At 62.5% G+C, this 11,388-nt stretch carries 12 protein-coding genes; 3 read left to right on the forward strand and 9 right to left on the reverse strand.

The annotated features are described in order from the left end of the window. The first annotated feature begins 84 nt into the window (after positions 1–84). The gene (locus tag CKW13_RS07270) at positions 85–1,266 is read left to right on the forward strand and encodes an MFS transporter (protein WP_256576533.1); all 1,182 of its coding nucleotides are present in this window, start codon (positions 85–87) and stop codon (positions 1,264–1,266) included. On the opposite strand, the gene CKW13_RS07275 is transcribed toward CKW13_RS07270, so the two are convergent. Continuing rightward, on the reverse strand, positions 1,232–1,681 hold the full coding sequence (locus tag CKW13_RS07275) for a hypothetical protein (RefSeq protein ID WP_095107916.1): 450 nt from the start codon (positions 1,679–1,681) through the stop codon (positions 1,232–1,234). The genes CKW13_RS07270 and CKW13_RS07275 overlap by 35 nt on opposite strands. Positions 1,682–1,935: 254 nt before the next feature. On the opposite strand from CKW13_RS07275, the gene CKW13_RS07280 reads away from it, so the two are divergent. After that, positions 1,936–4,011, forward strand: coding sequence for a c-type cytochrome (locus CKW13_RS07280; protein ID WP_095107917.1), 2,076 nt, complete (start codon positions 1,936–1,938; stop codon positions 4,009–4,011). Between the two features lie 387 nt (positions 4,012–4,398). Here the strand turns inward: CKW13_RS07280 and CKW13_RS07290 are convergent, their stop codons facing one another. The 8 genes from CKW13_RS07290 to CKW13_RS07325 form a co-directional block, all read right to left on the reverse strand. After that, positions 4,399–4,611, reverse strand: a complete 213-nt coding sequence (locus CKW13_RS07290; protein ID WP_095107919.1) for a hypothetical protein — start codon at positions 4,609–4,611, stop codon at positions 4,399–4,401. 77 nt (positions 4,612–4,688) lie between these two features. Further along, positions 4,689–5,927, reverse strand: coding sequence for a hypothetical protein (locus tag CKW13_RS07295; RefSeq protein ID WP_095107920.1), 1,239 nt, complete (start codon positions 5,925–5,927; stop codon positions 4,689–4,691). A 73-nt stretch (positions 5,928–6,000) separates the two neighbouring features. Next, the gene (locus CKW13_RS07300) at positions 6,001–7,386 is read right to left on the reverse strand and encodes a hypothetical protein (RefSeq protein WP_095107921.1); all 1,386 of its coding nucleotides are present in this window, start codon (positions 7,384–7,386) and stop codon (positions 6,001–6,003) included. Between the two features lie 186 nt (positions 7,387–7,572). Next, on the reverse strand, positions 7,573–8,223 hold the full coding sequence (locus CKW13_RS07305; RefSeq protein ID WP_095107922.1) for a response regulator transcription factor: 651 nt from the start codon (positions 8,221–8,223) through the stop codon (positions 7,573–7,575). Between the two features lie 188 nt (positions 8,224–8,411). Beyond that, a complete protein-coding gene (locus CKW13_RS07310) occupies positions 8,412–8,651 on the reverse strand; it encodes a response regulator transcription factor (protein ID WP_218192047.1) in 240 nt (79 codons plus the stop codon). Then, on the reverse strand, positions 8,644–8,865 hold the full coding sequence (locus CKW13_RS07315) for a response regulator transcription factor (protein ID WP_176465073.1): 222 nt from the start codon (positions 8,863–8,865) through the stop codon (positions 8,644–8,646). The genes CKW13_RS07310 and CKW13_RS07315 overlap by 8 nt, the downstream gene beginning before the upstream one ends. Continuing rightward, positions 8,862–9,875 (reverse strand): sensor domain-containing diguanylate cyclase, encoded by a 1,014-nt coding sequence (locus CKW13_RS07320; protein ID WP_095107925.1) that lies wholly within the window; start codon positions 9,873–9,875, stop codon positions 8,862–8,864. Before CKW13_RS07320 ends, CKW13_RS07315 begins: the two co-directional genes overlap by 4 nt. A gap of 109 nt (positions 9,876–9,984) precedes the next feature. Next, complete coding sequence (locus tag CKW13_RS07325) at positions 9,985–10,416, reverse strand: Lrp/AsnC family transcriptional regulator (protein ID WP_095107926.1); 432 nt, start codon at positions 10,414–10,416, stop codon at positions 9,985–9,987. Between the two features lie 204 nt (positions 10,417–10,620). On the opposite strand from CKW13_RS07325, the gene CKW13_RS07330 reads away from it, so the two are divergent. Beyond that, positions 10,621–11,340: a YitT family protein gene (locus CKW13_RS07330; protein ID WP_095107927.1), complete on the forward strand. Its 720-nt coding sequence runs from the start codon at positions 10,621–10,623 to the stop codon at positions 11,338–11,340. Positions 11,341–11,388: the final 48 nt, after the last annotated feature.

The following is an 11,388-nucleotide window of genomic DNA, read 5'->3' on the forward strand; positions in this document are numbered from 1 at the left end:
GGTATCGATCGGTGGGAATTCGGTATTGGCCCGGCCAAGGCCCGGCACTCTATAACGGATGCCTGTGGTCCGACGAGTGAGATGATGAACCGCTTTCTACCCGCGCCGCGCATCGCCCTGTTTCTGTGTGGCTGTGCGGCGTTTCTCAATTTGTACGCCACCCAGGGCATCCTCCCGGTGTTTGCCGCGCAGTTCGCGCTGAGCCCCCGCGAGGCCAGTTGGAGCATCGGCGTGACCACCCTGGCGGTGGCGTTGATGGCGCCTTTTGTCAGCCGCTTGACCGGGGTGTTCGAGCGGCGCCGGGTGATGGTGTTTTGCGCACTGCTGCTGGCCGAGCCGGCCTTGCTGATTGCTCAGGCCCAGGGCTTTGCCGAGTTGCTGTTGTGGCGTTTTGCCCAGGGCCTGCTGATTCCCGTGTTGTTTGCCACCAGCGTGGCCTACATCGGCGAGCGCTGGCGCGGTGCCACGGTGACTGAAGTCACCAGCCTGTACGTGGCTGGCACCGTGCTGGGCGGGTTCGGCGGGCGGTTCGTCACAGGGCTGGTGACCGAGTGGCTGGGCTGGCGCGAAGCCTTTGTGGTGCTGGCCGCGCTGACGCTGTTGATTGGCCTGGGCATTCACATGCTGCTACCGGCCGGCTCGCCCGGGGTGGCCGCCGCGGCCACGGGGCGTGGGCTGGCCGCACGGGAGCTGCGCAGCAGGCCGTTGTTGGCGGCTTATGGGGTGGGCTTTTGCGTGTTGTTTTCCCAGGTGGCGATGTTCACCTACGCCGGCTTGCATTTGGGGCAGGCGCCGTATTCCTTGGGGCCGGCGGCGCTGGGCACGATCTACCTGGTGTTTTTGCTGGCGCTGGTGGTAGTCCCGGTGGCGGGGCGCCTGGGCAAGTCCTGGCCTCAGGTGCGCTTGCTCGGCGTGGCGTGCGGGTTGGGGGTCGCCGGTTCCCTGCTGACCTTGCTGGCGCCGTTGCCCTTGATGGTGGCGGGGCTGGCGTTGAGTTCCACTGGGGTGTTCCTCGCCCAAGCGGCGGCGAACGCCTTCACCACCGCCACCGCCCGGCACAACAAGGCCGGTGCGGTGGGTTGGTATTTGAGTGCGTACTACCTGGGCGGCAGCCTGGGCGCGGTGTTGCCCGCGCTGCTGTGGCAGCGCTGGGGTTGGCCGGGGTGCGTGGCGCTGATAATGGCATTCCAGTTGGGCGCCTTGCTGCTGGCCCGTTGGGGCTGGCGGCCGGTCAACGGGGGCGGCGGACCTCCAGGATCTGGGTAAAGGTGCCGTCGCCATTGGGCTGGGAACTCATCTGCCCATAGAAGCCCCGGTACTTGCCCGTGGCACCGATCACCGCCACCACCGATTTGCCTTGCTCCGCTTCCTGGCCGGCCACCACAAAGGCGCCGTCCTTGAGGGTCAGGGTCCATTGGCATTGGCTGTACACGCCAGGCTGGGTGGCCAGGCAATAACCGCTGTTGGTGCCGATGTCCTGGCGTTGCTCGTTCATCAGGGGTTGGTCAAACACAAACAGGTCGCCCTGGGATGGGCCGGGCGGCGCCAGGTCGACCGGGCCTTTGGTGCCGCGGTTGCCGTCGGCGAGGGTGGTCAGGCGCAGGGTTTCGCGCTCGGCGGCGAGGGTGGGCAGGCTGGCCACAGCCAGCAGGGAAACGAGGATGCAGTGACGGATATTCATTGGCGCGCTCCATGGGCCAGGGGTGGAGTGGTGGAGCCTAGCCCAGGCTCGGCGTATTCATACAGCCGTGAAAGGGGCGTGATATGTCAGTTTTATTCCCCTGGCCTGATTCATATCAAAAGGCCGCTATGCAAAAACCTATACAACGATGGTGGGGCGCACACCGCCCCGACCGTATGCCTGACAAGCCAATAAAAATGATTGCAGATCCGCTGAGGGGACCACCCCAGGCGGATTGATAAAGGAATAGTGCGATGGCTTTTTCTCTCTCCCGCCTGGCGATGCTTGGCGCGACCTTGTTGTTATTGAACCCCCTCCTGGCCAGTGAGCCCGCCCCGGCAACCGAGCCTGCCAGCCAAACCCTGGAACCGACCCTGGAAGACGCCGACTCGATCATCGAGCGCGGCAAATACGTGGCCCAACTGGGCGACTGCATCGCCTGCCACACCGACAAAAAAGGCGCCGAGATGGCCGGTGGCCTGGAACTGAAAACCCCCATGGGGACCATCTACTCCAGCAACATCACCCCCGACCAGGACACCGGCATCGGCCGCTACACCTTTGAGCAATTCGACCGTGCCATGCGCGAAGGCGTCTCGCCAGCGGGCTACAACCTTTACCCGGCCATGCCCTATCCGTCCTACGCGAAGATGAGCGACGACGATATGCGCGCCCTCTACGTCTACCTGCTGCAAGGCGTGGAACCGGTGAACAAGGCCAACAAGGAAGCGGACATGAGCTTCCCGTTCAACCAGCGCTGGGGCCTGGCGTTGTGGAACTTCATGTTTGTCGACAACCAGCCTTTCGTTCCGGACCCAACCAAGGACGAGGTGTGGAACCGTGGTGCTTACCTGGTGCAGGGCCTGGGCCACTGCGGCTCGTGCCACACCCCGCGCGGCCTCGCGTTCCAGGAAAAAGCCATGAGCGACGCCGGCAGCAGCGGCAAGCACTACCTGGCCGGCGAGACCGTGGAACACTGGCGGGCCTTGAGCCTGCGTGGCCTGTGGACCGTGGAAGACACCGTGCAGTTGCTCAAGACCGGGCAAAACCGCTTTGCCACCGTCTCGGGCAACATGGCCGATGTGATCCAGCACAGTTCCCAGCACTTCACCGACGCCGACCTCACCGCCGTGGCCACCTACCTCAAGGCGCTGCCACCGGGCAAAGACGACCTGCCGATGCCGAGCGTGCCGCTGCAACCGGCCAAGTCCCCGGACAACCAGTTCACCAGCCGTGGCGGCCTGGCCTATACGCAGTTCTGCGGTGACTGCCACCGCCCCGACGGCGGCGGCGTGAAAGCCATGTTCCCGGCCCTGGCCGGCAACCCGAGCATTTCCTCGGCCAACCCCACCTCGCTGTTGCACATCACCCTCACCGGGTGGCAGACCGCCGAGACTGTGGCCCACCCACGGGTCTACACCATGCCCGGGTTCGCGCGCCTGTCGGACCAGGAAATCGCCGAAATCCTCAGCTTCGTGCGCAGCAGTTGGGGCAACACCGGCTCGGCCATCAGCGCCGCCCAGGTGAAGAAGATGCGCGCCAACCTCAACCCGAAGAACACCGACTCCTCGGCCTTCGAGACCCCGCGCCTGGCCGACCTGCTCTCGGCGCCCAACGCCGAGCAAGTGGTACGCGGCATGCGCTTGCACCTGCAAACCAAGGAACTGCTGCCGGACAACGTCGGCAACTCCTTGAACTGCACCAGTTGCCACCTCAACGCCGGCACCGTGGCCGATGGCTCGCCGTTTGTCGGCGTGTCGGCGTTCTTCCCGAGCTACGCGCCGCGCGCCGGCAAGGAAGTGACCTTGGAAGAACGCATCAACGGCTGCTTCCGCCGCTCCATGCACGGCAAGCCGCTGCCGGTGCAATCGGCCGACATGCAGGCGATGGTCGCCTACTTCGACTGGATGAAGCGCGAGACCAAACCCGAAGACAAAGTCGCCGGGCGCGGCGTGGGTAAGATCGACCCCAACATCAAGCCCGACCCGCAAAACGGCAAGGTGGTGTACGCCAAGCAATGCGCGGTGTGCCACGGCGACGACGGCCAAGGCCTCAAACGCGAAGACGGCACCCTCATCTACCCACCGCTGTGGGGCGACGAGTCGTTCAATATCGGCGCCGGCATGGCCCGCACCTACACGGCTGCGGCCTTCGTCAAACGCAACATGCCCATTGGCTTCCACGAAAAATTCCCGTTGGGCCAGGGCGGCTTGTCGGACCAGGAAGCGGTAGACGTGGCCGAGTACTTCTCCCACCAACCGCGCCCGGACTTCCCGGACAAGGTCAAGGATTGGCCTAAGGGCGGCAAACCGGTGGATGCGCGGTACTAAGGCCGCACAAAGCGCTACGGCCCATGTGAATGGGTAATGCCGCTGTGAATAACGAGGAGGCCCAAGGCCTCCTCGTTTTTTTCGGGTCAACCGTACTTGATCGTGTTCTTGGACTCGTCAGGCTCTGGTTGGTTTGATCTGTAGCTATTAGCGCGGACGTTCCATAACCCTATCTCCAAGGGGTACTGCGTCGCCAGCCAGATCTTGACGGACGTTATCATGGCCGCGTTATGCACATGTTTATTGCACTCCCAATACACCTTTACTTCTTTGCCGGTGCCCATGTTTTCAAACTTTTCCACACAATACTTACCCATGGCTTTGTCTCGTTGGTGAGTTCGTAAAGTTGATTAAGCGAGGGCGCCATAGGCGCCCTGCGCGATAGCGTCATGGTTTGTACAGCACAGCACTTTCATCACCGCTTTGCAGATGGGTTCGCCGGGAACCTTCTTTCTTCCACACGCCGCCATATTGCGCGTTGAGCCAGTTGGCGATGGTCACTTCAGGGGAGCCGGCAAACTTGAGTTTGTCGTTCCAGTAAACCTGCTGCACTACTTGGGTGGCTTGGTTGGTGAACTTTTGCTGGTTATAGGTAGGCATGATCTTGCCCCTCGCTTATTGAGTTTAAAGTTGCACTTATTTACTTGCAGCCGCGCCTCAACGTTCATCTGTGATATTCATCGCAGCCCTCCTTGCTTATCGGTGGATGGAATCGTGGTTGGCCGCGCCGGTTGGCTGACGACGCCCAGCAGCACGGGCACGTTGGAGTCCTGGGCGTCGAAGTGGATGTCCACTTGCCCGCTGCTGCCGCTGGCGTCGGGTGGCAGTTGCACGGTGGTGCTGGCCTGGACGCTGAAGGGGCCGATGCGGGTGACGGTGTCGGCCAGTTGTTCGGCTTGGGCCGGGTTGCTGGCGCGCAGGGTCAGTTGCGGGCCAAGGCCCACCAAGGCATGGCTGGGCAACAGGCCGAGGGCACCGTTGGCGCTGAAAAAATCGGGGGCGTCGCTCGGCGCGCTGTAGTGGCTGGCGTCGAGGAACGCAGGGCTGAACCACCCGCCGGGGGTGAGGGCGAAGCTGCCGAATTGCGCCAGGGCCATGCTCAGGCTCACCGAGGTGCCCGCTGTGCTCGCGTTGCTTGCCAAGCCGCGTAGCGCCGGTTGCGCTGGGGTGGCGATGCTCAGGCCAATGAATGCGGGCCAGCCGCCCGGTGGTTGGGCGCGCAGGTTGCCGCTGGCAATCGGCGCCAGCGGCACGGTGGCGCCGGTCAGCAGCACGCGGGCCGGGCTGGCGCGCAGCAGCGGTGGGGCGTTCCAGGTTTTCCACGCCTGGGCCCATTGCGCCAGGCTGAACGTGGGGCAGCGGGCGGTGCCGGTGGCGATGCTGACTGGCATGTTCAGCGAGGTGGGGTCTTGCTGTGACGCCAGCCAGCAGAGGTTGAGGGCGCCGACAACCTGCGGCGCGGTGCTGGCCAGGCTTTGGGTCAAGTCTTGATGGGCTTGCGCCAGGGCGCTGGCAGGTGAGGGCGTTCTGGCGGCCCGTAGTGTGGCGGACGGCGGGTTGCGCAAGGCCATCAGCAATTGCCGATAGCGCTGGAAATCGGGGGCCGCGGGTGGCAGTGCGGCGGGCCGGTTGCTCAGTGGCGTGGTAGCGGCAGGTGCAGGTGCGGCCTGCAGCAGGTAGCTGAGGTAAAGCCAGTAGGCGCCGAACCAGTCGCCGTGGGGCGAGTAGCTGCCGGTAGGGGCGGGGAGGGCGTTGCCCAGTTGGTAGATGCTCCAGTTGCAGCGGCCGATGTCGGCGCTGCCCAAGTCACTGAAGGTGTTGATGCCGGCCAGCGACAGCACTGAGGTGCTCGCCACGTCGGCCCAACCGGCCAGCGTCTGCCCATACAACTGCCATATCGAAGGGTCGTTTGCCACGGTCCGTACTCCCTGTGCGGTGGCCTGGAGCGGTTCGCCCCCCGCGTGTGCGAGAGGCGAATCGGGGGAGGGCTTACTCGTCGTCGCCGCCGGTATCCTGGCTACCGCCGAGCCGCTGGCTGACTACACCCAGCAGCACCGGCAGGGTGCTCTTGACCGGGCCGATGGTGACCGAGGCAGTGGCATCGTCGTAGTGGATGTCCTGCTTGGTGCCGTTGGCCGAGCCTGAGAGTTTGCCGAGGCGGAACGGGCCGATACCGATGGAGGTGGTGGCCTGGGCCTGCCAGGTGCTCTTGACGTTGCTGTAGTCGCTGGCGCTCATTTTCAGGGTCACGGTGGGCTCGAACCCGACCACCACCTGGGTGGCCAGGCCCGACAGCGCGCCGTCATCGCCGAAGAAGTCCGGTGCGCCAGGCTTGAGCTTGGTGGTGTTCAATGCCACCAGGGCACTGTTCCACCAGGCGCCGGGAGCAATCGGAAAGCTGCCGAAACCGGTGAAATCCACGGTCAGCGAGAAGTCGCTGCTGCTGGTGTTGATGCTGGTTTTGCCGCCGCTGGTGGAGCCGCCCAGGGAGAAGTTGAAGAAGTCGCCGAAGAGCGTCGCCTTGGCCGAAGCGCTCCAGCCGGATTTGTCCAGGCTGTAGTCCTCGGTGCTGGAGGTGATGCTGATGGAGGCGCCGGCATCGTTCTGGCCCGCGACACTGGCGGCTTGCCACTCAGGGTATTTGCTACCGAAAGCTTGCAGGCTATAGGCGGGCAAGAACGAAGAAACCAGGGCGGAGGGGGCCGCAGGCGTGTCGCCGCCAATCACCACGGGCTGGCTGCCGGGCGGGGAGACGCTGCCGGAGGTCACCGCCATGTTGAATTTGTTCTGGGTCAGTACGTTCTGGGCGTAGTTGTACCCCACGTTGGTGCGTGCGTTTTGCAGCGAGGCGTAGTTGGGGCCGTAGACCTGAATCATCAACTGTTCGTAGGCACCGGAGGCACCTATCAAGTCGTTGTTGGCGGTCAGGTAGCTGGGGTAGTTGGTCGGCAGCCAGTCCTTGAACGCAGGCAGATCGGGCATGACCCCTTTGGCAGCGTTATAGGCGGTAATGGCCTGCATCAGGATGGCGTTGAAGGCCTTTTGCGCATTGTTGAGCTTGGTGGTCGCGAGGTTGACCTGGCTGTCCAGGTTGGGGTTGACCTTGGCGCCCGGATCGATCCAATCCAGAAACGCAGCGTAGGCCGACACCAGGCTGCTACCGGCCGAATAAGACGGGCTGTTGGCCGGCACCACATCGCCCAGGCCATGGATGTAGTAGTTCTGGATGGTGGGGTCGGCGTTGCCCAGGTCCACGTTCAGGGTGGTGGAGCCGGCGCTGAAGCGCTGCCCCTCGCCCAGGCCGGCCGGCAGTGCTGCTGCCTGAACCGCGCCCAGCCATTTTGCCCACAGGTCTTGCGTGTCTACGTCAGCCATTTTGTAGTGCTCCAGATCGGATGGAAGAACCGAGCATCGCGGCACCCGCCGCGACCTCCGAAGGCGATTGCTCGCCTGGAACCTATGCTGGGTTTTTCCCGCAGCGCTGACAGCGTGGGCAATGCTGATTCGGCGCCGCCAAAAGCCTGATTCGCGCCTCGGTACAAATGCCCAGGGCTGTACGCCTCACAGCCAGCCCTCGCGCAGGGCAAAACGCGTCAGTTGGGCGATGCCCTTGATTTCAAGCTTGCTCATGATGTGTTCGCGGTGGGTGCTCACGGTTTTGCTGCTGATGTGCATGCGTTCGGCAATCGCGCGGGTGGTGAGGCCTTCGACCAGCAATTGGAGGATTTGCCGCTCCCGGGGGCTGAGGTTGGCCCCGGGTGCGGCACCTTGCTGGGCCTTGGCCAAGCGCTGGCTGAGGACCATTTCAGTGGCAATCTCCGGCGACAGGTAGGCGCGGCCCTGGGCCACGGTGCGCACGGCTTTGACCAGTTCTTCGACAGCGCAATCCTTGAGCAGGTAGCCCAGGGCGCCGGCGTCCAACGCGGCGCTGATACGCCACTGTTCGCGGTGGGCCGAGACGCACAAAAAACGCAGCCCGGGGTGGCGTTGGTGGGCGCGCAGAAGGGTGTCGATGCCGTTGAGCAGGGGCATTTCCAGGTCGAGGATGACCAGGCCGGGCTGGGCCTGGGCCAGCAGCGCCAGGGCTTCCAGGCCATTGGCGGCCAGGCCCGTGACCTGCATGTCAGGCTCGCGGCCCAGCAGCACGGCCAGGCCTTGGCGAAACAGCCGATGGTCGTCCACCAGCAGGATGTCGAGGGGGGCGTCAGGCATCAGGCACCTCCCGGGCGGTCAGGAGGGTTAAGCGTTTTTTATGCGGGATGCAGAGGGGTTGCCGTGACATTCCTTGTCTCCGTGTTGGGGAGCGGGGGGGCTCGTGCAAACTGCCCGAGGGTTTTGCCCGACCATCATTGGAGGTCGCCCGTGGCAGCGGCAATACCACCGATGGCGTAGGAGGAATTTCAGTTTGTTGCGGGATAGATCCATTTTTGTTGTAGGCAATAGAGAACAAGCTGCCCGATGCTGCTGATGGCCAGTTTGCGGTAGAGGTTCTCGCGGTGTTTGCGCACGGTGAGGTCGCTGATGCCGAGCAACTGGCCGATTTCCTTGCTGGTCAGGCCTTGGCAGATGTGCAGGGCGACTTCCCGCTCGCGGCGCGAAAGCCCTGGGTGACGCGGGCTTGGGGTGACGGCCTCAGCCACACGCTCGACGAAAATCCCGTTCTACGGCGAGGGCGTTGAGTTGGGCGACATGGTGCAGGCCGTACTTGGCCATGATGTTGCTGCGGTGTTTGCGCGCGGTCAGGGGGCTGATGTGCAGATGCCGGGCAATCGCCCGGCAATCGAGCCCCTGGCCGATTAGCCGCAGGACTTCCATCTCCCTGGGTGTCAGCGGCGCCGTGGGCGGGCGGGTCAATCCGAGATCATGTTTTTGCCCGCCGCCTTGGAGCGATACAACGCCTGGTCGGCGCGGCCCACCAGGTCGGCCTGCTGTTCACCTTCGCGGCGCTCGACCACGCCGAAACTCAAGGTCACTTTGAAATCCCCCATGGCGGGCAAGGCCAGCAAGGCGTGGCGGATGGTCTGCGCCATGGCCATCGCCGCGTCCAAGCCCGTGCCGGGCAAAACCACCATGAACTCATCGCCGCCCCAGCGCGCCAGCAGATCGGTGTCGCGCACGCAGCCCTGGATGCTTTGCACCACGCGGATCAGCGCCGCGTCGCCGAGGGCATGGCCGTGTTGGTCGTTGATCGGTTTGAAGTCGTCCACGTCCATGGTTATCAGGGCCAGCGGCTGGCGAAAACGCTGGGCGCGCTCGCATTCCTGCTGCAGGACTTTTTCCAGGCGATAGCGGTTGGCGATTGAAGTCAGGGCGTCGCTTTCGGCCAATCGGCGGTTCTGTTCCAGCTGCGCCTGCAACTGCTGGTTGACCTGCGACAGCTCACGGGTGCGCTCCTCGACCAGGGTTTCCAGGGATTGATTGCGCAGCTCCAGTTGGGCGAGTTGGCGTTTGCGGTCTTCGATATTGCGGTGCGCGCCGATCATGCGCGCCACTGAACCATCGGCGTTGCGCGCCACCACATGGCCGCGGTCTTCGATCCAGAGGTAATCACCCTCGCGGGTGCGGCAGCGGTACTCGATGCGATAACGCGGGGTGCGCTGGTGCAGGTAATCGTCGAAATGGGCCATGACGCGGGGGTAGTCGTCTGGGTGGATCACGCTTTCCCAGGTCAGCACCGTGTTTTCTAGGGCGTGGGGCGCGTAGCCGAGCATCTCGTACCACCCGGGGTTGCGGTACACGTAGCCGGTGTTGGCGTTCCAATCCCAGATCCCGTCACTGACCAGGTCCATCAGGGTATGCAACGTGGTCTGGTCCAATTCTTCGGGCCGGCCCGGGGCCGGTCCGGTGGAGGGTGCATTGCCCATTTTCGCTCTCCATGCCGGCCGGCCGTGAAATGGCCGGCTCCTATAGCCCCACAGGATAGTTCAAAACTTTCGTCGGTCCGTGGCGCTATAAACCCGGCCCGGCGGCGGGTCAGGGCACCAGCTTGCGGCGCTCGATAGGCACCGACAGCACGATGCTGGTGCGGGTTTCGCCGTAGGCATTGATCTTGGCGATGATCTCTTCGATGTCGGCCATCGACTTGGCGTAGATGCGGATCAGGTAGGAATCGTTACCGGTGACATGCAGGCACTCGACCACCTCGGGGATGTCGTTGAGGGTGGCGATCAGTTTGGCTTTGGCGGGCTTGAAAGTGGTCATGCCCACCACGGCGGAAATGCCAAAGCCCAGTTTGGTGGGGTCGACCTGGGCGCTGTAGCCCTTGATGACGCCCGCGTCTTCAAGCTTGCGCAAGCGGTCGGTGGTGGCGGGGATGGAAAGGCCGGCGTGTTTGGACAGCTCGGTGATGGAAATACGCCCGGACTCTTGCACCATGGTGAGGATTTTTATGTCTATACGGTCCATGTAAGGTTCTCCCGAAAAAACTATAGTTTTTAATGAAAATAGCCGATTTTTCGTTAAAAAATAATGCAGCAAAATAAAATCAAGTGCTAGTCTATTTTTAGTCCGGGCAAAAAAAATAGAAGTCAAACCGGCTATCCCATAGTTTAAACACTCTTGCGTTGCACGCTGCTTAATTTATTATTCTCCGCCAAGGATGGTGCTTGTATGGAATATGATAAATCGTCACGCAAAAAAAATACCTATCCGCTGTTTTCCGACTATATAAGGCTGCAAGTTCATAGCTTGCGACATTTCAAGACTGACCAGTTTTTGATGTATCTGGCCGGTGTGGCTATTTTCTCGCTGGGCGCGAAGTTATTTATTGTCAGTCAGTTGGGTACTGACCCGTTGGATGTTCTGATTATCTCTATCGACCAACTTGTCAAACTCGGCATGGGCGCCTGTTCGGCCTTGGTGTCATTGTTTTTCCTGACGTGGTGGATGCTCTGGAACAGGAAGTACCCGCCCATCAGCCCCTTCATCACCACCACCCTGACGGGCCTGTTGATCGACCTGTGGTCGTTCCTGGGACTGGGGGAATACCTTACGGTGCGCATGAGTGAATACGCGATGCTGGCGGTGGGGCTGGTGTTATGTGCCTATGCGTCGGCGCTGATAATCATGAGCGGTATCGGTATACGCATCATGGACCTGGTGGTGTTGACCATGGTCGCTAAATGGCGCTGGTCCTTTACCAAGGCCAAGATGATTATCGAAATTGGCATCTTTTCTACGGGTTGGTTATTGGGCGGGCCCTTTGGTGTGGGCACTATTGCGTTCTTGTTGGTGATCGGCCCGCTGATACAACCGTTCATGAATATCAATGCCCGGCGCTTTTCCCTCAAGAACTATGGCTTGGCCAGCGTAACTTCCGCTTATCCCTAATAACGAGAGGCTGCCGCCACTTTGGCGGCGGAACGCTCTCGCCTCGAA

The organism is Pseudomonas sp. Irchel 3E20 (assembly GCF_900187645.1).
In the GTDB taxonomy this organism is placed as follows: domain Bacteria; phylum Pseudomonadota; class Gammaproteobacteria; order Pseudomonadales; family Pseudomonadaceae; genus Aquipseudomonas.

Excerpts from the sequence above, each read along its gene's own strand:
- CKW13_RS07290 (WP_095107919.1), bottom strand. The coding sequence starts at position 4,611 with ATGCCTACCTATAACCAGCAAAAGTTCACCAACCAAGCCACCCAAGTA.
- CKW13_RS07270 (WP_256576533.1), top strand. The coding sequence starts at position 85 with ATGAACCGCTTTCTACCCGCGCCGCGCATCGCCCTGTTTCTGTGTGGC.
- CKW13_RS07325 (WP_095107926.1), bottom strand. The coding sequence starts at position 10,416 with ATGGACCGTATAGACATAAAAATCCTCACCATGGTGCAAGAGTCCGGG.
- CKW13_RS07275 (WP_095107916.1), bottom strand. The coding sequence starts at position 1,681 with ATGAATATCCGTCACTGCATCCTCGTTTCCCTGCTGGCTGTGGCCAGC.
- CKW13_RS07305 (WP_095107922.1), bottom strand. The coding sequence starts at position 8,223 with ATGCCTGACGCCCCCCTCGACATCCTGCTGGTGGACGACCATCGGCTG.
- CKW13_RS07320 (WP_095107925.1), bottom strand. The coding sequence starts at position 9,875 with ATGGGCAATGCACCCTCCACCGGACCGGCCCCGGGCCGGCCCGAAGAA.
- CKW13_RS07330 (WP_095107927.1), top strand. The coding sequence starts at position 10,621 with ATGGAATATGATAAATCGTCACGCAAAAAAAATACCTATCCGCTGTTT.
- CKW13_RS07280 (WP_095107917.1), top strand. The coding sequence starts at position 1,936 with ATGGCTTTTTCTCTCTCCCGCCTGGCGATGCTTGGCGCGACCTTGTTG.
- CKW13_RS07300 (WP_095107921.1), bottom strand. The coding sequence starts at position 7,386 with ATGGCTGACGTAGACACGCAAGACCTGTGGGCAAAATGGCTGGGCGCG.